The sequence below is a fragment of the Stenotrophomonas terrae genome, assembly GCF_001431465.1.
Taxonomy (GTDB): Bacteria; Pseudomonadota; Gammaproteobacteria; order Xanthomonadales; family Xanthomonadaceae; genus Stenotrophomonas; species Stenotrophomonas terrae.
In genome coordinates, this window is sequence record NZ_LDJJ01000004.1 from 103833 (window position 1) to 125063 (window position 21231).

Below are 21231 nucleotides of genomic sequence, written 5' to 3' on the forward strand. Positions count from 1 at the left end.
GCCCTTCCCTGCCAGCCAGCACGAATGGACAAGGTAATGATCAAGCAGCTGCTGTTCCATGGCAGCTGGCTGGTATTCCCAGCCATCGTCTGGCTGCTGTGGCGTTGGCGCAAACGGCAGCATCGCGCAGCAATAGCGGTGCTGCTGCTCGGCTGCGGGGTGTTCATCTGGGCACGCTTCATCGAGCCGCAGATGATCGTGATCAAGTACACCGGGCTGGAAGGCACCGGCACCGCTGCCCGTATCGCACTGGTCAGCGACATCCATCTGGGTGTCTACAAGGACCGGCGCTTCCTTGAGCGGCTGGTGGAGCGCATCAATGAGCAGGATGTGCACGCGGTTGCGATCGCCGGTGACCTGACATACGAGCCGCAAGGACGTTCGCTGGAGGACCTGTTCGCACCATTGGCGAACCTGCGTGCGCCGGCTTTTGCGGTGCTCGGCAACCACGACCAGCAGCAACCCGGCCCAGACATCGACAAGCCATTGCGTGCCGCACTTGCCGCGCACGGCGTGCATGTCATCGAAGGACGCCTGCTCAGGGACGCCAATGGCGTGCATTGGGCCGGCCTCGGAGATCGCTGGGCAGGCCGGGATGATTCGCGGTTCCTGCAAGGCGGCCAGGCGCTGCAAGGCCCGACAATCATTCTCGCCCACAACCCCGACAGTGCCATGCAGGTGTGCGCGGGCAATGTGGCCATCGTGCTCGCCGGGCATACCCATGGCGGACAGATCCGCATCCCCTGGCTGTATCGCAAGGTCATCCCGAGCGCGTATGGTTTCGACCGCGGAGAGCAGGTGATGCAGGGCGCCTGTGGCCCGATACGTGTTTTCACCACGAGTGGTGCTGGAGAGATCGGACTGCCAATGCGCCTGTTCAACCCGCCCACCATCGACATACTGCAACTGTCGCCATGAGTCTGCCATTGCAGCTGCGCGTCCTGCACAGCCTTGCCGAGTTGAGCGCCTCGCAATGGGATGGTCTGCACGACGGCAGCAACCCCTTCATCAGCCATGCCTTCCTCAGTGGGCTGGAACAGCATGGCTGCCTGCGCCCGGAATGGGGCTGGCAGGCGCAGCACCTGAGCCTGTGGCGCGACGATGCGCTTGTCGCCGCTACGCCGGGTTATCTGAAGCAGAACTCGCACGGCGAGTTCGTGTTCGACCACGCCTGGGCCAATGCCTACGCACGCCATGGACTGGAGTACTTCCCGAAATGGCTGGGCGGTGTGCCCTACTCGCCGGTTACCGGGCCGCGCCTGCTGGCCTGCTGCGACGAAGATCGCCAGGCCTTGCTGCAGGCCATCGTTGCGCATGTGCAGGACGAGGCGCTGTCCTCGGCGCACATCAACTTCCATCTGGCGGATGAAAGCTCGCTGTTCGGCGCGCAGTGGCTGCAACGCGACGATCTGCAGTTCCAATGGCAGCGCCGTCCCGGCTGGAACAGCTTTGACGACTTCCTTGCCGCGATGGACCACAAGCGGCGCAAGAACATCCGCCAGGAGCGCGGCAAGGTCGCGCAGGCCGGCATCACTTTCGTGACGCGTCACGGTGACGACGCCAGTGCGGACGAATTGCGGGCAATGCACGGCTTCTACCTGCAGACCTTCGCCGAGTACGGCAATGCACCTGCATTGACGTTGGCCTTCCTGCGTCACATGGCGGCGCAGATGCCGCGCCAGCTGGTGCTGTTCCTTGCCCTGCAGGGCGGCGAACCCATCGCCGGCGCACTCTGCCTGCGCGGCACCGATACGCTGTACGGGCGCTACTGGGGCGGCGCCGCCCTGCCCGGCCTGCACTTTGAAACCTGCTACTACCAGGGCATCGACTACTGCCTGCGCGAGAGGCTGCAGCGCTTCGAACCCGGCGCGCAGGGCGAGCACAAACTGGCGCGTGGCTTCCTGCCAACCCGGGTGCAAAGCCATCATTGGCTTGCGCATCCGCAGTTCCGCGAGGCTGCGCGCGACTGGTGCCGCCGCGAGCGCGAAGATCTTGCCCACTACGAGGCAGACCTGCTGCGCCATTCGCCGTTCAAACAGGAAGATCCATCGCAATGACCAACAAAGGCCCCTTCCTGCTGGACACCGGCAGCGATGCGCCCTTCCCTCCTGCGGAGCTGGCACTGACGGACCCGGATGGCCTGCTGGCCATCGGCGGCGACCTGAGCCCGGCACGCCTGCTCAATGCCTATGCCGGCGGCATCTTTCCGTGGTTTTCGCAGGGCCAGCCGTTGCTGTGGTGGTCGCCGGACCCGCGCATGGTGTTTCGCACCGATCAGGTACACCTGTCCTCGCGGTTCCGCCGCAGCCTGCGCAACAGCCGCTGGAAGATCCGCGCCGATACCGCCTTCGCCGAGGTCATGCAGGCCTGCGCGCAGGCGCCACGGCCCGGCCAGGACGGCACCTGGATCACCGCGGACATGCTTGCCGCCTACTTGCAGCTGCACCAGCTAGGTTACGCGCACTCGCTGGAAGTATTTGATGACGAGGAACTGGTTGGCGGCATCTACGGTGTCGCCATCGGCCGGATGTTCTTCGGCGAGAGCATGTTCAGCGGCCGCAGCGGCGGCTCGAAGGTGGCGCTTGCGGCCTTGGCGCGCAGCCTGGCGGATCGGGGCTGGCCGCTGATGGATGCACAGGTGGAGAACCCGCACCTGCTGACGATGGGCGCCACCCACCTGCCGCGCGACCAGTTCCTGGCCCAGGTGCGCGAACTGGTGCAGTTGCCGGGCGAAACAGGCAGCTGGACCCGGCAATACGGCGAGCTGGCGGCCTCGGCGCTGGCCTGAATACCAGTGCTTAACGCAAACTTTGCATCCTTGCCCGCGAAAGCGTAAAATGCCCGCCCTTAGGCCCTATTGGCCGTCCGCAGAACCGCACAGGACTACATGTCGAAAGACGACTCCATTGAGTTCGAAGGCACCGTCAGCGAGACGTTGCCGAACACCACTTTCCGCGTTCGTCTGGAAAATGGGCATGAAATCATCGCCCACATCTCCGGCCGCATGCGCAAGAACTACATCCGCATCCTGACCGGCGACCGCGTCAAGGTTGAGATGACGCCGTACGACCTGACCAAGGGCCGTATCACCTACCGCATGAAGTAATGCGGTAAGTAGAGCGTTGCAGGAAAGCCAGCCATCGTGCTGGCTTTTTCGCGTGCCTGAAGGTTTGTAGTGCCGAGCCATGCTCGGCAGGGGCGTTATCGGGAAAGCCCCTTGCCGAGCATGGCTCGGCATTACATGTGGCCCCTGCCCTGCCGAGCGGGCCGCGCAAAAACAAACCCCGCACCTTTCGATGCGGGGTTTGTGTGCACAGATTGCGGCCCGGCCGCGCGGCCTTACACCGTTGCCGGCAACAGGTGCTCCGGCTCGGACTCGGTTTCCACGATCAGCTCGCCGTCGCGGACGTCGATGCTGACCTTGCCGCCATTGGCCAATTTGCCGAACAGCAGTTCGTCGGCCAATGGGCGCTTCACCTTGTCCTGGATCACCCGGTGCATCGGGCGTGCGCCCATGTCCGCGTCGAAACCGTGCTGGGCCAGCCACTCGCGTGCAGCCGGGGTAGCCGACAGCGACACATGCTTGTCCTGCAGCAGCATCTCCAGTTCGATCAGGAACTTGTCCACCACCCGCAGGATGTGGCTGAAGCCCAGCGGCTGGAACTGCACCACCGCATCCAGGCGGTTGCGGAACTCCGGGGTGAAGCTCTTGCGGATCACTTCCATCGCGTCGGTGGCGTGGTTCTGCTTGGTGAAACCAATCGAACGACGCGCCGCCTGGGTGGCACCGGCATTGGTGGTCATTACCAGGATCACGTTCTTGAAGTTGGCTTCACGGCCGTTGGTATCGGTGAGCACGCCGCGGTCCATCACCTGCAACAGGATGTTGAAGATGTCCGGGTGCGCCTTCTCGACCTCGTCCAGCAACAGCACACAGTGCGGCGTCTTGACGATTTTTTCGGTCAGCAGGCCGCCCTGGTCGAAGCCGACATAGCCCGGAGGGGCACCGATCAGGCGGCTGATCGAATGCGGTTCCATGTACTCGGACATGTCAAAGCGGACCAGCTCGATACCGAGCTGCAGTGCCAGCTGACGGGTCACCTCGGTCTTGCCAACACCGGTGGGGCCGGCGAACAGGAAGTTGCCGATGGGCTTGTCCGGGCTGGCCAACCCCGAGCGCGACAGCTTGATCGCCGAGGTCAACGACTCGATACCCTGGTCCTGGCCGAAGATCACCATCTTCAGGTTGCGCTCCAGGTGCTGCAGCACATCCTTGTCGCTGGCAGTGACCTGCTTGGCCGGGATCCGCGCCATCTTGGCAACGATGGTCTCGATTTCCTCGATATCGATGCGCTCCTTGCGCTGCCCTTCCGGCAGCAGGCGCTGGCGCGCACCGGCCTCGTCGATCACGTCGATGGCCTTGTCCGGCAACAGACGGTCGGCAATGTGCTTGACCGACAGGTCCACCGCTGCCTGCAACGCATCATCTGCATAGGTGACGCTGTGGTGGGCTTCGTACTTGGGCCGCAGACCCTTGAGGATCTCGTAGGCCTCGCCAACGGTCGGCTCGACGATGTCGATCTTCTGGAAGCGCCGTGCCAATGCACGGTCCTTCTCGAAGATGCCGCGGTACTCCTGGAAGGTGGTCGAGCCGATGCAGCGCAGCTCGCCCGACGCCAGCGCCGGCTTGATCAGGTTGGACGCATCCATGGTGCCACCGGAGGCCGAACCGGCACCGATGATGGTGTGGATCTCGTCGATGAACAGCACCGAGTTGGGGATCTTCTTCAGCGCGGTGATCACGCCCTTGAGGCGCTTTTCGAAGTCGCCACGGTACTTGGTGCCCGCTACCAGCGCCCCCAGATCCAGCGAGTAGATCACCGCATCGGCCAGTACGTCGGGCACTTCGCCATCGACGATGCGCTTGGCCAGGCCTTCAGCGATGGCAGTTTTGCCCACGCCGGCCTCACCCACGTACAGCGGGTTGTTCTTGCGGCGGCGGCACAGTACCTGGATGGTGCGTTCGATCTCGTCGCGGCGGCCGACCAACGGATCAATCCGCCCGGCCTTGGCCAACTCGTTGAGATTGCTGGCGAACTCGGTCAGCGAATCGCCCTTGCCTTCGCCATCGGCACCTTCGGCACGGCCCTCGCCTTCCAGCGGCGAGGACATCTCCGGGTCTTCGCCAGACTTACCCACCCCATGGGACAGGTAATTGACTACATCCAGCCGGGTCACATCCTGCTGATTGAGGTAGTAGACCGCATGCGATTCCTTCTCGCCGAAGATTGCCACCAGCACGTTGGCACCGGTGACCTCCTTCTTGCCGGAGGACTGCACGTGGTAGACGGCCCGCTGCAATACCCGCTGGAAGCCCAGCGTGGGCTGCGTGTCGCGGCCGTCGTCTTCGGCCAACAGCGAGACCGAGGCGTTGATCGCCTTTTCCAGCTCCCTTCCCAGGCGCTCAAGATCGGCGCCACACGCCTTCAGCACAGCCTGCGCCGAGGCGTTCTCCAACAGGGCCAGCAATAGATGTTCAACCGTCATGTATTCGTGACGGGCTTCCCGGGCGCGCTTGTAGCACTGACCAATGGTCTGCTCGAGGTCTTTACTGAACATAAGGCACTCCGGTTACGGTTGGAGACAATATGCGGCCTTGCATCGCTTTTTCCAGCACCCTAACCACGAAGATGTAGAGGCTGCGTCAGTAATGACTATAAAACGGCCAGCGTCGTGAATTCGGCATTCAGTTTCGACGCCAGAACGGGCCTGTAACCCATCTTGTTGACGATCTGCGGGACGAATCGTTCCACTGCCGGTGAACCCGATCCAAGGCAACACAGCTGTTTTATCGCAGATCCGGGCCCTGCGCGGTAGGCCGGGCGCAACCCTGACGCAGCGGTGATCGCCGGCACCGTGCAGGCGCCGGCAGCAGGCTCAGGCCCGCTCCATCGTGCACAGCAGTGGGTGCTGGTTCATCCGCGAGAACTCATTGACCTGCGCGACCTTGGTCTCGGCCACTTCGCGGGTATACACGCCGCAGATACCGCGGCCACGGGTATGGACATGCAGCATCACCTGAGTGGCCTTGTCCATGTCCATGGAGAAAAAGCTCTGCAGGACCGTCACCACGAAGTCCATCGGGGTGTAGTCGTCATTGAGCAGCATCACCTGGTACTGCGGCGGGGGCGCAACCTCGGGCTTGCCGGGGGCGACCAGCAGGGCGTGTTCGCTATCGTGTTGGGTCTTCTGGGACATCCGCCAATTATAGCCGGTCTGTATGGCAGGCCTCCGACCATTGGACGCAGCCCCCCTTGCCCCCGCACAATTTGCAGGCTAACCAACCTTGCAACGGGGAACACATGAAGAAGTCTGTAATCAGCATCGCCTTGCTGGCCCTGGCTACCGCCGCCGCTGGCAGCGCGTTCGCCGGCGAGCCGGACGCCGCCATCGGCCGCGTCCTGGACACCCTCAAGTACAAATACGAGGTGGACAGCGATGGTGACTACCAGCTGGTCTTTGAAATGGATGACGACCGTACCCAGCTGGTGTTCGTGCGTTCCAACGTCGAAACCTATGGCAGCCACAACGTCCGCGAAATCTGGTCGCCGGGCTACAAGTCCAGCAGCCCGCAGTTCCCGGCGCTGGTAGCCAACCGTCTGCTGGAGGACTCCAACGATTCCAAGCTCGGCGGTTGGGTGAAGCAGGGCGACGTGGCGATGTTCGTGGTCAAGGTGGATGCCAACGCCAGCGCCGAAGTCGTCTCCGATGCCATCGATGCGGCCGCCAAGAGCGCCGACGCGATCGAGCTGGAAATGACGTCGAAGGACGAGTACTGAGCGTGAATGCTTTGCAGTCCCAGCGATGGGCGCCACATGTGACCGTGGCCACCGTGGTCTCCCGCGCAGGGCAGCTGCTGCTGGTGGAAGAAGAAAAAGGCGGCCGGCGGGTATTGAACCAGCCGGCTGGCCATCTGGAGCCGGGCGAAAGCCTGCTTGAGGCGGCGGTGCGTGAAACCCGCGAGGAAACCGGTTGGGACGTCCGTCTCACCGGCTTCATCGGCAGCTACCAGTGGACCGCAGGCGATGGCACGCCGTTCCTGCGCTTCGCCTTCTCCGCCGAGCCGCTGCAGCACCACCCCGAACAAGCACTCGATGCAGGCATCGTGCAGGCGTTGTGGATGAGCCCGGTGGCCCTGCAGGCCGACATGGCGCGGCTGCGCAGCCCCTTGGTCTGGCACACGATCTCCGATTGGCTGGCCGGCCAGCGCTATCCGCTTTCCATCGTGCGACAGGTGGCACCATGAGTAATCCGAATATCGTGGTGGGCGTGTCCGGCGGGGTCGACTCGTCGGTAGCCGCGCTCACCCTGGTCCAGCAAGGTCTGGATGTCGCCGGCCTGTTCATGCAGAACTGGGCCGACGACGGCAGCGGCCATTGCCGCGCCGAGGATGACCGCCGCGACGCGGTGGCCGTCTGCGGCCGTCTCGACATCCCCTTCCACTTCCGCGATTTCTCGACGGAGTACTGGCAGGGTGTGTTCGAGCACTTCCTGGCCGAATACGCCGCCGGCCGCACGCCCAACCCGGACGTGCTGTGCAACCGCGAGGTCAAGTTCAAGCACTTCCTGGACGCCGCCCGCGAGCTGGGCGCCGAACGCATCGCTACCGGCCACTACGCCCAGGTGGACCAGTCCGCTGGCCGCTGGCGGCTGCTGCGCGGCGCCGACCGCGGCAAGGACCAGAGCTATTTCCTGCATCAACTCGGGCAGGCCCAGCTGGCGGCCACCCTGTTCCCGATTGGCCACATGGAGAAGAGCGAGCTGCGTCGCATCGCCCGCGATGCCGGCCTGCCAACCCATGCCAAGAAGGATTCCACCGGCATCTGCTTCATCGGCGAGCGCGATTTCCGCGAGTTCCTGGGCCAGTACCTGCCAGCCCGCGAAGGTGAGATCCAGGACCCCGACGGCCAGGTCATCGCCCGCCACCCGGGTGTGTTCTATTTCACCCTGGGCCAGCGCGAAGGCCTGAACATCGGCGGCGTGCGCGGGCGCCCGGCGGCGCCCTGGTTCGTGGTGGGCAAGGACGTGGCCCGCAACATCCTGTACGTCGACCAGGGCCACGACAGCCCTTGGCTGCAGTCACAATGGCTGCGCAGCGAGACCATGCACTGGATTGCCGGCAGCCCACCGGCGCGCCAGTTTGAATGCACTGCGCAGACCCGCTACCGGCAGCCGGACGAGGACTGCACGGTGACGGTGCGCGATGATGGCACCCTGGATGTGCACTTCGCGCGCCCGCAACGTGCCGTCACCCCGGGCCAATCGCTGGTGCTTTATGACGGCATGGAGTGCCTGGGCGGCGCGGTGATCGCCGCAACCGATGCACCCCTGGAGCGCCGTCTGGCGGCTCCTGTTACCCCTTGAGAGATGACCATGACTTTTTCAATCGACGACCGCGTACTCGCCTTGGCCGGCATTGCCCAGGCCTTGCAGCAGGTGCGCCGCATCGCCGAAACCGGCCATTCGGAAAGTGCCATCGTGCGCACCGCGATGGACAGCGTGCTGCGTATTGACGCCAGCTCGCCGGCGTCCGTATACGGCAGCGCCACCCAGGTCGAGCCCGGCCTGCGCCTGTTGCGTGACTACTTCCGCAACCAGGGCAAGGACGACCTGCTGCCGCGGCTGGCGCTGTCGGTGATGCAGCTGGAACGCCGCTTCGTGCGTGAAGGCGCCACCGTCGACAAGGTCGAGGCCGGCATCCAGCGCGCCGCCGCCATCGCCCAGGAACGCGGCGACAGCAGCCATCCGGACGTACTCAGTGCGATGGGCGCGCTGTATGCCGACACCATCAGCCAGCTCAAGCCGAAGATCATGGTGCAGGGCAATCCGCACTACCTGGGCCAGGCAATGGTGGTCTCGGAGATCCGTGCACTGCTGTTGGCAGCGGTGCGCTCGGCGGTGCTGTGGCGCCAGCTGGGCGGTGCCTACTGGGATTTCCTGTTCTCCCGCAAGGCCATGCTCGAAGCCATCGAGCGCCGCCTGCGCTGAAACGTGCCGGCCCGCCGCCAGCAGGCGCGCGGGCCCAGCATCGCAAAACCTCCGGGGATTCACCGCAGCGGGCTAAAGACCCCACGGCTACTGCCGATACTGCATTCGTGACTCTCCCGAGAACGTCCATGTATTCACGTATTGCAATCCGTTTGGCAGCCCCGTTGGTCCTCACCCTTCTGGTCGTGGTCGCTGCTGCCCTGTCCTGGCCTTCGGCAGCGCTGTGGGCCGTTTTGACCACCATGGTGCTGAGCTGGCTGGTGTTCGCCTGGTGGAGCGTGCATACGCAAGCCCAGCGCTCACCCGAACACGCCAAGGTGCTGAAAGAGCAGGACCAGCTGCTCAATGAGCTGCGCAGCTTCGTCAGCAACGAGATCGACGGCTCGCGCAGCGAGATCGAACGCGCACGTGAGCTGATCCGTCAGGCCGTCGGCGGCCTGGGTGGCAGCTTCGATGCGATGAGCCGCAAGTCGCGCCAGCAGAGCCAGGCATTGGCGCGCATTGTCGACCGTGCCGGCGATGAAGGCGGCAGCGGCGTTGACGTGGCACGTTTCGCCCAGAACGCCAGCCACCAGATGGAACAGCTGGTGGAAGCGCTGGAACAGGTCAGCGGCCAAAGCAGCAACACCGTGCAGCACATCGATCAGATGGCGCAGCACCTGGATGGCATTTTTGCCCTGCTCGAAGACGTCAAGTCGATTGCCGACCAGACCAACCTGCTGGCCTTGAACGCCGCCATTGAAGCAGCGCGTGCCGGTGAAGCCGGTCGTGGCTTTGCAGTGGTGGCCGACGAAGTGCGCAACCTCTCCGAGCGCTCAACCACCTTCAACGAGCAGATCCGCAAGCTGGCCCACAGCTCCAAGGATGCCATTGCCAAGGTGCGCGAAACCGTCACCCACATGGCCTCGCGCGATATGGACCGGTCACGTGAAGCGCGCTCGGAAGCCGCCTCGATGCTGGACAGCGTGGCAGCGATCAACGCCTCGCTCGGCGACGGCATGCGCGAGATTTCCGAGTGCGGCCGTGCCATCGACGGCAGCGTCGCCGAAGCCGTGCGCGCTCTGCAGTTCGAGGACATCGCCACCCAGGCATTGGGTGGTGTGCATACCCATCTTGACCGCCTGGGTGCGATCAACCGCGAAGCGGTCGCCCTGCAGGAACTGCTGCATCGCAATGGCGGCGTGTTCGACGGCGAGATGATCACCGCCCTGCAACGCACCGGCAGCCGCCTGCGCGAAATGCGCGTGGAATGGGAGCGCCCGCCGCACAAGCCGGTGTCGCAGCAGAGCATGGGCGCAGGCACGGTGGAGCTGTTCTGATTGCACGCAGCGTTCGGCCTGCACACCAGCCCCGGTCTCTGACCGGGGCTTTGCCGTTGCTCTTTCCGCACTGACCATGCCCAGCCTACCCCGCCCCAGCAGCTCGTCCACTGCGCTTTCGTCGCTACAGGCAGGCAGCGATCGCCCACAGTCGGCACAGTGCGCCGGCGCTGGTTTGAGTCGGCGCCAGCAACTTGCCCAGCTTGAATCCTGCACGCAACAGGAGCTGGCGCAGCTGCGGATCACGCGCGATCAGCAAACCGGCCTGCAACCTCGCGATGGCGACAGCAGCCAATGGCTGAGCAGCAGCGTGGACTGGGACCTGGCGGTTCCGTAAAGCTTTCGGGTGTTTGTGATCAACACGCACCGCGCGTGAACTCAGCGGTCATTCACAGCGCAGCTGCAGCCAGCGTAACCACGTAGCCCGGGTAAGCGCAGCGCACCCGGGATGTTCGGCAGACTCAGACACTTGCGAGACCGGCGGCGCTTCAGCTCCCGGGTGCGCTGCGCTTACCCGGGCTACGTTTCTGGCACAGCTGCGGATCACGCGCGACCAACAAACCGGCCTGCAACCACGCGATGGCAACAGCGGCCAATGGCTGAGCAGCAGCGTGGACTGGGACCTGTCGGTTCCGTAAAGCTTTCGGGTGTGGGATCAGCGCGCACCGAGCGCGAGCTCAGCGGTCATCCACAGCGCAGCTGCAGCCAGCGCAACCACGTAGCCCGGGTAAGCGCAGCGCACCCGGGATGCTCGGCAGACCCAGACACTTGCGAGACCCACAGCGTTTCAGCTCCCGGGTGCGCTGCGCTTACCCGGGCTACATTGTTGCAGGGCACTCAACAGCACAAACCATGTGGAGCATCGCGCACACGCATCGTTGCGTGAGCCTGCCAACAAACCTCCCCACCCACGAAAAAGCCCGGCCAGCTATTCTGCGGCCGGGCTTGAGGATGTCGGTGAAGCTCAGTGAGTTGCGCTGATGGCGCTGATCGCCGCGACGGGCGGTATATCCAGCAGCTCGGCCGGGCCATTGCGCAGCCACTGCACCATCTCGCGCGGCCGCAACGGCCGTGAATACAGATAGCCCTGCAACTCGTCACAGCCCTGCTGCTTGAGCATTGCCGCCTCGGCAAGCGTCTCCACGCCCTCGGCCACCACCCGCATGCCCAAGGCGTGGCCGAGATGCACGATGGCCTGGGTAACCTCGGCGGTGCCGGCATCGTGCAGCATTCCCTGCACGAAGCTGCGGTCGATCTTCAAGCGCTGCACCGGGAAGCGATTGAGGTAATGCAGGTTGGAGAAACCAGTACCGAAGTCGTCCACGGCCAGCGGAATGCCATGTTGCTCGAATACATCAAAGCACTGGCGTAGTGCATCGGTATCGCGGATCAGCGCCGATTCGGTCAATTCCAGCTCCAGCCGCTGCGCGGGCCAGCCGGATTGCTGGCAGATGCTGACAACGCGCTCGGCAAAGCCGCGATCACGCAGCTGCAGCGCCGAAACATTGACCGCCACCCGATCAAACTGCAGGCCCGACTGTTGCCAGACCACCGCCTGACGGCAGACCTCCTGCAGCACCCAATCACCGATATGGATGATCTCGCCGCATTTCTCGGCGATGGGGATGAACTCGGCGGGATTGCAGGGACCGATCCGGTTACTGTTCCAACGCAGCAATGCCTCGATGGAAGGCACCGGATCGCCATTGGCGTGCACCAGCGGCTGGTAGACCAGGCTGAATTCGTCGCGCTCGACCGCACCATGCAGCGCATGTTCGATCTCGACACGGCGCTGCGTGCGCGCAAGCGCATCCTGGCTGTAGTACTGGTAGGTATTGCGCCCCGCTTCCTTGGCCGCATGCATGGCCGCATCCGCGGCGCGCAGCAAGGTGTCGAAGTCGTTGCGGCCCTCGTCCAGCAGCGCGATGCCGACGCTGGCGCCGACCTTCAAGGTCGCGTCCTCGCGGTACAGCGGCTCGGCCAGCGATGCGATCAGCTTGCGTGCCACGTGCCCTGCATCCTCCGGCTCCACCAGATTGCGCAGGATGACGATGAACTCGTCGCCATTGAAACGGGCGAACAGGTCGGCATTGCGCAGGTTCTGGTGCAGGCGTGCGGCGGCCGCTTTCAACAACATGTCGCCGGTGGCATGGCCAAAGGTGTCGTTGATGGTTTTGAAGCCATCCAGATCAATGAACAGCATCGCCAGGATGGCGCCGCGCTCACGTGCTTCGATGATGGCCTCCGAGCCCTGCTCGCGCAGCAGCATGCGATTGGGCAAGCCGGTCAACAGGTCGTAATGGGCGAGCAATTCCAGGCGTTCGTCGGCTTCGCGCTCGCGGGTGATATCGCGGAACAGAACCACGTAGCGCTCGGGCAGGCCTTCGCGCTGATCCAGTTCGATCAATACCTGCACCCACACCCGCTGCCCCGAGGGGCGATAGAAGCACAGGTCGAGCTGCTCGGGCAGCCCGCCTTCGGCAATGCGCAGCAGCGCCGCTTCAAAGCCATCCCGCGAATCGGGGGTATACAAATCCAGCGCCTGATCAAGCGTGACCGGCGCTTTGCGCAGACCGTGGATGCGATAGCACTCTTCGGTCCACTGCATCGCCCGCGTATCCACTTCGATCTCGCAGCCGCCGATGCGGCCCAGCGCCGATACGCGGTTGAGCAGCTCGGTGCGCCAGCGGATCAAGGCATCGGTGCGGCGTTGGTTGCTGATGTTCTGGACCTGACCCAGCACCCGCTGCAACACGCCCGCACTGTCGTAATCAAGTTCCACCCAGATGCGCAGCTGCTGCTGGGTCACCGGATCCCGGCCCCAGGTCAGGTCGAAACTGCCGCCGGCCGCATCATCGAGCAGACGCCGCCAGCTGCCAAACAGATGCCGGCGCGCCTCGTTGCTGAGGATGCGCAGCCATTGCCGGCCACTGGGCAAGGGCTCGTCGCCCCAACCAATGGCGGCGGCAAATTCGTCAGACCACTGCACGCGGCCGCGCTGCGGCTCCCACACCCAGCTGCCCATGCCCGCCACGCGCTGTGCCCGCTGCAACAGGGCCTGCTGCGAGCGCAGCTCATCTTCCAGCGATTTCTGTTGCTGGATGTCGGTATAGGTGCCGACCATGCGCAAGGGCTGGCCGTCGCCGGCACGGGTGATTACCTGCCCGCGATCGAGCACCCAATGCCAGCTGCCGTCAGCTTGACGCAGGCGGAACTGGCAGGCGAACGGCACCTGCGGGTCGTGGAGATGGGCGGCGATGGCCTGCCGCAACTGCAGTTGATCCTCGGGGTGGACCTCATCCAACAGCCCCATACCCGTCGGTACGGGCGAATTCGTATGCGCCGGTGCGGTGCGGGAAATTGTATCGGCGACGATATCCCAGTCCCAAAGACTGTGGCCGGCCGACTGCATGGCGATTGTCCAGCGGGCATTTCGCGCCTCGGTATCACTGGCCACGGAGTACAGATAGCCCAGCGGCACGGCCGCTGGCGATTGCACGCTGCTGAGCCAGCCTTCAAGCCGGCAGCCCTCACCGGGCAAGGGGCATGCCACCGCGTCCTGGTGGGCGAGTTGCTGGCGTGCACCGGCCAATTGCTGGCAATAACGTGACAGGCGTTCGGGCAGACCCAGCTCCCGGGCCATGGCATTGGCAGCCAATGGCTGCCCATCCGTATCCAGCAGCACGACGGCTGCGTTCAACGGGTGACGAAGCAGGCTAGCTATGACGCCGCGATCCACGCGATCTATCTCCATGCCCGACAAACCGGGGACTCAATCGATAACGGCACCGCGTCGGCAGAATTGAGCACTTCGTCGCGCGCATTGTGCACAAGCGGCTAAGATGACGCCGACGCTCGCTCCAAATCCCCACCCATCATGCACGCCGATCCGGCCCCCGCTGACGCTGCGCCTGTGCCTGCACCGCTCCAGCCGCGGCGCACTGGCTTGTTCTGGCTGCTTGGCCTGGCCCTTGTGCTGAGCCTTGCCATGGCCGGCGTGTTGCTGGTTGGCACCAATGCTGGCGCGTGGCAGTTGAAATTCGTGATGGCCATCACGCTGACTATTTGCGTGACGTTGTCGGCCCTGGCTTGGCGACTCTGGTCGATGCGTTCGCTAGGCTCCACGCAGCAGCGACAGTCGTACGAATTCGAACAACTCGCCGCACTTCTGCCCGATGGCGTGATGATTGCCGACGGCAACACCGTGCTTTATGCCAACCCGGCCGCCAGCAGCATTCTGGGCATAGGCAATGGCCATACCGACAACGCCACCCAGCTGCTGGCAAGCCTGAGCGCGCACGCGCCCGCTGCAAGCAACAGCGAATTGCCGGTACAGCTGTGCCGGACTGGCGGCGAGCCCTTCCATGCGGTGGTCATCACCCAGCAGCTGCAACGCGCCGGCCGTGCCTGCCAGCTGTTTGTGATCCGCGACCTGAGCGAGCTGGAACATGGCCGTGCCGCCCTGGCGGCCAGCAATGGCGAGCTACAGGCCATGGCCGGGCGCCTGTTCTCATTGCAGGAAGACGAACGCCGCTCGATCTCACGCGACCTGCATGACGACATCGGCCAGGCCATCACCGCGATGAAGCTGGCCGCCTGTGCGGCCCGCGACGAGGACAACACGACGCGCCGGCAGGACGACATCGACCAGATCATCGAGCTGGCCGACACCACGGTGATCAAGCTGCGCAATCTGTCGATGCTGCTGCGCCCGCCGCAGCTTGATGCCCTCGGCCTGGAAGCGGCATTGCGCTGGCAGGCGGGCCTGCTGTTCCGCTCCACCGACGTGGAACTGCTGCTGGACGTGGACGCGCTGCCGCGACGGCCCAGCAACGAGGTGGAACAGGCCTGTTTCCGTATTGCCCAGGAAAGCCTGACCAACGCGTTGCGCCATGCCTGTGCAAGCCAGGTATCGCTGTCGCTGCGCGACAGCAGCCAGGGCGATCTGCACCTGCAGGTGGTGGACGATGGCGAAGGTTTTGACCCAGCCGGGCCGCGCGGGCTGGGCATGATCGTGATGCGCGAACGTGCGCAGAGCGCCGGCGGCAGCCTGCATATTGAAACCGCACCGGGTGCCGGCACCCGGATTGATCTACGTCTACCCTATGCGATGACTGCACCGTGATGCCCCAAGGACCCCGCCCGATGTGGACTGCCAGCCCTGCCTCCACCGGTGACCGCGGCGACGCGCGACCCGCTCGCCTGGGCGCGGGCAACCCGGAGCTGGCGACCCTGGTGGACGCCGCCAACCGCACCGGCACCTCGCTGATGCTGCTGCATCTGGACATCGACCACTTCGCCTCGGTCAACGAAAACATGAGCGCCGAAGTGGGCGACCAGGCCCTGGTGTTGATTGCCGAACGCCTGCGCGGCTTCATCGGCGACCGTGGCAGGCTGTGGCGTCATGGCAGCGATGAGTTCCTGATCGCGGTACCGCGCACCAGCCAGACCCTGTCGCCGGAGGATTTCGCCGAGCAGGTGCGCCAGCAGATCGAACTGCCGTTGTCGGTATTACCGTACACCCTGTTCCTCACCGCCAAGATTGGCGTCGGCCTGTGCCCGGAACATTCCAATACCGCCACCGGCGTGCTGGACCTGGCCGAGGATGCCCTGCACCAGGCCGGCCGCGAAGGCGGCAATGCCGTGCATGTGCACGTGCTGCACAAACCCAGCAGCGCCCACAGTGAAAGCATCATCTCGCGGCAGCTGGTGGATGCCATCGACAACGGCGAGCTGCGCCTGCGTTACCAGCCGCTGGTCAGCGCCCGCGATGGCCACGTCATGGGCATGGAGGCACTGCTGCGCTGGCAGTCACCGACCCTGGGCATGCTGGTGCCGGAACGCTTCATGCGCACCGCCGAGCGCCTGGGCATCATCGTGCAGATCGGCGCCTGGGTGCTGGAAATGACCCTGCGCCAGGCCAAGGTATGGCGCGACCAGGGCTTTGAAGACTTCAATGTCGCAGTGAACGTATCGACCCTGCAGCTGCTGCGGCCGAACTTCTTCACCGAGGTGATGGCGATGCTGCAGTCCATCGGCGTGCCGGCGCGCATGCTGACGCTGGAGATCAACGAAAGCGCGTTGACCAACAACGTCAACTTCGTCCATGAAACGCTGGCCAACCTGCGCAACGAAGGCATCAGCCTGTGTCTGGACAACTTCGGCACCGGCGATTCAAGCCTGAGCGCCTTGGTCCGCTACCCGGTGGACAAGCTCAAGATCGATCGCAGCTTCATCAAGAGTGCGCCTGCCGCCAACCGTGAGGCCGCGATCAGCCGCGCCATCATCGCCATGGGCCACCAGCTTGGCATGACGGTCATTGCCAACGGCGTGGAATCGCAGGCCCAGCTGGGCTTCCTGCGCCGCAATGACTGCGATGTATTCCAGGGCTATCTGTTTGGCGAGCCGATGTCGACCGACGCCGCCGGCATGACCCTGCGCCGCCGCTACCTGCGCCCGGAGGCATTCGCCGAAACCCGCCCTGACCGCACCTTGCTGTTGCTCGATGACGAGGAAAACGTGTTGCGCTCACTGGTGCGCCTGTTCCGCCGCGACGGCTACCGCATCCTGGCGGCGGGCAATGTGCGTGATGCCTTTGATCTGCTGGCAATCAACGATGTGCAGGTGATCCTGTCCGATCAGCGCATGAGCGACATGAGCGGCACCGAGTTCCTGGGCCGGGTGAAGATGCTCTACCCGGATACCATCCGCCTGGTGCTGTCCGGCTATACCGACCTCAATACCGTCACCGACGCGATCAACCGCGGCGCAATCTACCGTTTCCTGACCAAACCATGGAACGACGACGACCTGCGCGAGCATATCCGCCAGGCCTTCCGTACCCACGACGAGAAGCAAGGCGTGGGCGTTTCGCAGGCATAACGCAGCGCCCGGCCAGCGCTTGTGGGAGCGGCGTAAGCCGCGATGCCACTGATGCTGCAGCGCCCGTATTCCGGGTGCAGCAGCAGAGCTACCTAAAGCGCCCGTGAAATTGCAGACGCCGCATCCACGGACACGGCGCCAGCTTCGCGGCTGACGCCGCTCCCACAAGGCTGGAGGCTTATTTTGGCTGGCGGATCGGAAGCACGATGCGGAAGCAGGAGCCCTCGCCTACGGTGCTGTCCAGATCGATGCGGCCATGGTGCTTGTTGATGATGCCGTAGGAGATCGACAGGCCCAGTCCGGTACCGCTGCCGACCGGCTTGGTGGTGAAGAACGGATCGAAGATGCGCTGGCGCAACTCCGGGGAAATGCCCGAACCGTTGTCCTTGAACTCAACCCAGACCTCATCGCCATTGACGCCGGTGCTGACCACGATATTGCCGCGCTCGGCGATGGCATGGCCGGCGTTGAGCAGCAGGTTCATATAGACCTGGTTCAACTCCGACGGTAGGCATTCGATCATCGGCAACTCGCCGTAACGGCGCTCCAGCGTGACCTTGTACTTGAGCTCGTTCCAGATGATGTTGATGGTCGATTCCAGCCCGGCATGCAGGTCGACCAGCTTCCATGACTCATCGCGGCCGGAATACGAGAAATCCTTCAGATCACGCACGATGCGGGTAACCCGCTCGATGCCTTCGCGCGATTCGGCCATCAGCTGTGGCAGGTCGCGGCTGATGAAATCGATGTCCAGGCGGTCGCGGATATCGTCGATTTCCGGAATCAACGCCTTCGGATCCGGGGCCCGCAAGGCCCGCTCATAGGCTTCGATCACGGTGAACAGGCTGCGCAGATACTCCTGCAGGCTGCCCAGGTTGGAGTGGACGTAGCCGATCGGATTGTTGATCTCGTGCGCCACGCCGGCGGCAAGCTGGCCGATGGAGGCCATCTTCTCCGACTGCAGCAGTTTTTCCTGGGTGCCGTTCAAGCGCAGATAGGCCTGGCGCAACTCGGCATGGCGCTGCTGCAACTCGCGCTCGTAGTCCTCCGGGCCATCAATATGCTGGAACAGGGCCAGGAACGCTTCTTCGCCTGCGTCACTGTGTTGATGCAGATGCAGGGTAATGACCCGCTCGCCGATCGGCAGGCTGCCGATCCAGCTGCCCGTCTCACGCGCCTGCGACATGGCGAATGGCGGCAGCAGGGCTTCCAATTGGCGGCCAAGATCAAGGCTGCCGGTGGTATCGACGCCGAACAGCTCGCGCACGAGGCCGTTGGCGACACTTACCTCGAATTTACCGTTGAATACCAGCATGCCCTGCTGGACCCGCTCGCCCAGTGCCCTCAACGTGGCGGACGAGGGAGTAGGCAGAAGAGTGGAGCTGTCGATCTGGGTCACGGCGGCCGATACAACGTGGGAACGGGCCGCCACTATAGCCGGATGCGCGCATCCGGTAGCGGCACTGGTGCCGCCTTTTCCACAGCTCAGGCGACGGCCAGGGGCCGCCGCGAATGGACCGTCTGTGCCTGGCCCTTGGCATCGTAGGCCGGCGCGTTCTCGCTGCGGCCCAGCTGACGCAGGGCCCAGTTGACCTCACGACGGCGGCGGGCAAGCAGTACGCCGTTGGCGTGATTGCGCTCGGCCAGCTCCTTGAGCCGCTCGGCCTGGTGCAATGGCGGCTGCCGCTCCAGCTCGCGCAGGGCGTCCAGCTTTCTGCCGGTGGCCGCAACCAGCGCAGGCACGTCGTGCTCGGCGAGGGCACGTTGCTCGCGGTCCAGCGCTTCACTCAAGCGCTGCAACGGGTCGCCCATGCTCAGGTTCATCCCTGCAACTGCTGGTCCAGGCCCAGCATGCGGGTGGCGATGGCATCGGGATTGATCTTGTAGCTGCCGTTCTCCAGCGCCTCACGCACCGCTTGCACGCGGGCCTGGTCAATCGCCGGGGCGGCACTGAGTTCACGCTGTACGGCCTGCAGCTGGGTCGCTTCGCCAGTCAGGCGCACGCTGTCGGCAGCCTCGATCGGCTTGGGCTTGGCGTCGCCTGCGGCGGCCACCTTGGTGTTGATCGCCACGCTGCGCAGCTGCGCAGCGGCTGCAATACCACCGTCGATTTTCTGGCTCATGTGATGGAGTCCTGATTCGGTTCAAAAACGATAACGGCAGTGCCGGGCGGATCTTTAGCGATTTATCGACTTACAAGTACATCACCGCCCGGGGTGGCGGTACCTTGCATTACCCGGCGTGAAGACAGGTTCTCGACCGAGACCCGCTCGCCCTCGCCCGCATCCCCGAGCGCCCGCCCGGCCATGCGTACTTCCACCCCGCCCCGGCGTGATACCAGCGCCACATTATCGCCGCGGCGGACGGTACGCGGCGCCACCAGGTCGGTTGCCGAGAGCAGGCTGCCCGCGCTCAAGGCGCGCCGCGCCACCCGCCCCACCGCGGCCTCCGGCTTGAGCAGTACGGCGCCGGCCAGCCGTGCCGTGTCACGCTTAACGCTGCTTATATCGGCCGCTGCCAGCACTTCTCCAGCCGCCACGCCACGGCTCAGCACCAGCACCTGCTGCTCGCGGCGGACCTTGACCGGTACGAACAGGCGCCAGCCCCCGGCCTGCGGGCAGGCCACCTCCACCGTGGTATTGGCCGTGGCCTTGGCCTGCAGCGGCTGTGCGCAGGCGGGCAGCCGCAGATTGGCATCCACCTGCGCCTCGCCATTCTCACCGGCCGCCAGCGTCGCCAGTGCCGCCGCACGGATCGTATCCACCGGCTGGAAGGCCGACGCCCAGGCCCAGCAAGGCAGCAACAGGCAGAGGGAAAGGAGTAAGCGCATCAGCGGCAGCCACCCGGTCTATGAAAAGGTTCGCGGGGGTTGTTGCAAGTGCCGTGCCATTGCCGCTGGCCGCCAACGCTCAAGTTGTCGGCCACTGCCGCCGATACAGCAACCATGTCACAAGACCTGCTCAACCGAATTGACCAGCGCACCCGGCTGGCCGGCCACAATCGCCTTGCCCTGCTGCTGTTCCGCCTCGGCGGCCGTCAGCTTTTTGGCGTGAACGTCTTCAAGGTGCAGGAGGTACTGCGCCGCCCTGCCCTGTTCCAGGTGCCCGGGCTGCCCACACAGTTCGCCGGCGTGGCCGATGTGCGTGGCCGCTCGGTACCGGTGCTGGACCTTGGCCTGGCAATCGGCCACCCCGAGCGCGAGCCCGAGGCCGATACCGCGCCGGGCTACCTGGTGGTGACCGAGTTCAACCGCTCGGTACAGGGCTTCCTGGTCAGCGGCGTCGAGCGCATCGTCAATATCGCGGTGGAAGACATCCACCCGCCGCCGGAGCTGGGCGCCGAATCGACCTATCTGACTGCGGTTACGCGTTTCCAGGGCGAGTTGATCCAGGTGATCGACGTCGAAAGCGTGCTAGCCGACATTGCCCAGGTGCGCAGCGAGGCGGTGCTGGATCCGTCCATGGCGCTGCCGGCCGATGCCCCGCCAATGCAGGTGCTGGTGGTGGATGATTCCCGCGTTGCAAGGCAGCAGATCCGCAGTGTGCTGGATCAGCTGGGCGTGACCGCCACCCTGCTTTCCGATGGCAAGCAGGCGCTGGAGCACCTGTTGCAGATCCACGCAGCCGGGGAAAACCCGGCCGACCGCTATGCCATGGTGATCTCCGACATCGAGATGCCAGCCATGGACGGCTATACGCTGACGACGGAAATCCGCCGCCACCCCGGCTTGGCCGGCCTCTACGTGCTGTTGCACACCTCGCTGTCGGGCGTATTCAACAACGCCATGGTGGAACGGGTGGGCGCCAATGCCTTCGTCGCCAAATACAGCCCGCACGAGCTGGCCGATTTCGTGCTGCAGCGGCTGCGGCATGTGGCTGAGACGCAGTACGCCTACGGTTGATTTGAGCTGGGGTTTCGGTGACGCGGGGACCTTGTGGGCCTTTGCGGCGAGCCCCTGCCGACGCTTCTGCCCCCTCCCTTT

General features: G+C 64.5%; 19 protein-coding genes and 1 pseudogene. 13 read left to right on the top strand and 7 right to left on the bottom strand.

Translation table 11 applies throughout. The features are described from left to right. Positions 1 to 36 precede the first annotated feature (36 nt). From ABB27_RS01085 to infA, 4 genes are all read left to right on the top strand, one after another. Positions 37 to 918, top strand: coding sequence for a metallophosphoesterase (locus ABB27_RS01085; protein ID WP_161809590.1), 882 nt, complete (start codon positions 37 to 39; stop codon positions 916 to 918). Further along, a complete protein-coding gene (locus ABB27_RS01090; protein ID WP_057626375.1) occupies positions 915 to 2057 on the top strand; it encodes a GNAT family N-acetyltransferase in 1143 nt (380 codons plus the stop codon). The genes ABB27_RS01085 and ABB27_RS01090 overlap by 4 nt, the downstream gene beginning before the upstream one ends. Further along, positions 2054 to 2788, top strand: a complete 735-nt coding sequence (aat, locus tag ABB27_RS01095; RefSeq protein WP_057626376.1) for a leucyl/phenylalanyl-tRNA--protein transferase — start codon at positions 2054 to 2056, stop codon at positions 2786 to 2788. Before ABB27_RS01090 ends, aat begins: the two co-directional genes overlap by 4 nt. A gap of 99 nt (positions 2789 to 2887) precedes the next feature. After that, positions 2888 to 3106, top strand: a complete 219-nt coding sequence (gene infA / locus ABB27_RS01100) for a translation initiation factor IF-1 (RefSeq protein WP_005409596.1) — start codon at positions 2888 to 2890, stop codon at positions 3104 to 3106. Positions 3107 to 3339: 233 nt separating this feature from the next. Here infA and clpA read toward each other — a convergent pair whose 3' ends face one another. Continuing rightward, entirely contained in the window at positions 3340 to 5619 is a 2280-nt protein-coding gene (gene clpA, locus ABB27_RS01105) for an ATP-dependent Clp protease ATP-binding subunit ClpA (RefSeq protein ID WP_057626377.1), read from the bottom strand. A 318-nt stretch (positions 5620 to 5937) separates the two neighbouring features. Beyond that, entirely contained in the window at positions 5938 to 6258 is a 321-nt protein-coding gene (gene clpS / locus ABB27_RS01110; RefSeq protein ID WP_057626378.1) for an ATP-dependent Clp protease adapter ClpS, read from the bottom strand. A gap of 104 nt (positions 6259 to 6362) precedes the next feature. On the opposite strand from clpS, the gene ABB27_RS01115 reads away from it, so the two are divergent. The 6 genes from ABB27_RS01115 (at position 6363) to ABB27_RS19530 (ending at position 10704) form a co-directional block, all read left to right on the top strand. Further along, the gene (locus ABB27_RS01115; RefSeq protein WP_057626379.1) at positions 6363 to 6839 is read left to right on the top strand and encodes a type III secretion system chaperone family protein; all 477 of its coding nucleotides are present in this window, start codon (positions 6363 to 6365) and stop codon (positions 6837 to 6839) included. Between the two features lie 2 nt (positions 6840 to 6841). After that, a complete protein-coding gene (locus ABB27_RS01120) occupies positions 6842 to 7306 on the top strand; it encodes an NUDIX hydrolase (RefSeq protein WP_057626380.1) in 465 nt (154 codons plus the stop codon). Then, positions 7303 to 8424 (top strand): tRNA 2-thiouridine(34) synthase MnmA, encoded by a 1122-nt coding sequence (gene mnmA / locus ABB27_RS01125; RefSeq protein ID WP_057626381.1) that lies wholly within the window; start codon positions 7303 to 7305, stop codon positions 8422 to 8424. Before ABB27_RS01120 ends, mnmA begins: the two co-directional genes overlap by 4 nt. Positions 8425 to 8433: 9 nt before the next feature. After that, positions 8434 to 9048 carry a high frequency lysogenization protein HflD gene (gene hflD, locus ABB27_RS01130; protein ID WP_057626397.1) on the top strand — a complete coding sequence of 205 codons (615 nt, stop codon included), beginning with the start codon at positions 8434 to 8436 and terminating at the stop codon, positions 9046 to 9048. 128 nt (positions 9049 to 9176) lie between these two features. After that, entirely contained in the window at positions 9177 to 10367 is a 1191-nt protein-coding gene (locus ABB27_RS01135) for a methyl-accepting chemotaxis protein (protein WP_057626382.1), read from the top strand. 76 nt (positions 10368 to 10443) lie between these two features. Then, on the top strand, positions 10444 to 10704 hold the full coding sequence (locus tag ABB27_RS19530; protein ID WP_152984372.1) for a hypothetical protein: 261 nt from the start codon (positions 10444 to 10446) through the stop codon (positions 10702 to 10704). 627 nt (positions 10705 to 11331) lie between these two features. Here ABB27_RS19530 and ABB27_RS01140 read toward each other — a convergent pair. Next, positions 11332 to 14106 carry a bifunctional diguanylate cyclase/phosphodiesterase gene (locus ABB27_RS01140; RefSeq protein WP_057626398.1) on the bottom strand — a complete coding sequence of 925 codons (2775 nt, stop codon included), beginning with the start codon at positions 14104 to 14106 and terminating at the stop codon, positions 11332 to 11334. 414 nt (positions 14107 to 14520) lie between these two features. Here ABB27_RS01140 and ABB27_RS01145 point away from each other — a divergent pair. Together ABB27_RS01145 and ABB27_RS01150 are read left to right on the top strand one after the other, a co-directional pair. Beyond that, positions 14521 to 15492, top strand: a pseudogene (locus ABB27_RS01145) (sensor histidine kinase); the annotation flags it as partial. A gap of 20 nt (positions 15493 to 15512) precedes the next feature. Further along, complete coding sequence (locus ABB27_RS01150) at positions 15513 to 17249, top strand: EAL domain-containing protein (protein WP_057626384.1); 1737 nt, start codon at positions 15513 to 15515, stop codon at positions 17247 to 17249. Between the two features lie 178 nt (positions 17250 to 17427). Here the strand turns inward: ABB27_RS01150 and ABB27_RS01155 are convergent, their stop codons facing one another. The 4 genes from ABB27_RS01155 to flgA all read right to left on the bottom strand — a co-directional run bounded on the left by ABB27_RS01155 (position 17428) and on the right by flgA (position 20079). After that, on the bottom strand, positions 17428 to 18648 hold the full coding sequence (locus tag ABB27_RS01155) for an ATP-binding protein (RefSeq protein WP_057626399.1): 1221 nt from the start codon (positions 18646 to 18648) through the stop codon (positions 17428 to 17430). Positions 18649 to 18734: 86 nt separating this feature from the next. Continuing rightward, positions 18735 to 19067, bottom strand: coding sequence for a flagellar protein FlgN (locus ABB27_RS01160; RefSeq protein ID WP_481558684.1), 333 nt, complete (start codon positions 19065 to 19067; stop codon positions 18735 to 18737). A 2-nt stretch (positions 19068 to 19069) separates the two neighbouring features. Then, complete coding sequence (flgM, locus tag ABB27_RS01165) at positions 19070 to 19372, bottom strand: flagellar biosynthesis anti-sigma factor FlgM (protein ID WP_057626386.1); 303 nt, start codon at positions 19370 to 19372, stop codon at positions 19070 to 19072. Positions 19373 to 19434: 62 nt separating this feature from the next. Continuing rightward, positions 19435 to 20079, bottom strand: coding sequence for a flagellar basal body P-ring formation chaperone FlgA (gene flgA, locus ABB27_RS01170; protein ID WP_057626387.1), 645 nt, complete (start codon positions 20077 to 20079; stop codon positions 19435 to 19437). A gap of 114 nt (positions 20080 to 20193) precedes the next feature. Here flgA and ABB27_RS01175 point away from each other — a divergent pair, with 114 nt between their 5' ends. Next, the gene (locus ABB27_RS01175; RefSeq protein WP_057626388.1) at positions 20194 to 21150 is read left to right on the top strand and encodes a chemotaxis protein; all 957 of its coding nucleotides are present in this window, start codon (positions 20194 to 20196) and stop codon (positions 21148 to 21150) included. Positions 21151 to 21231: the final 81 nt, after the last annotated feature.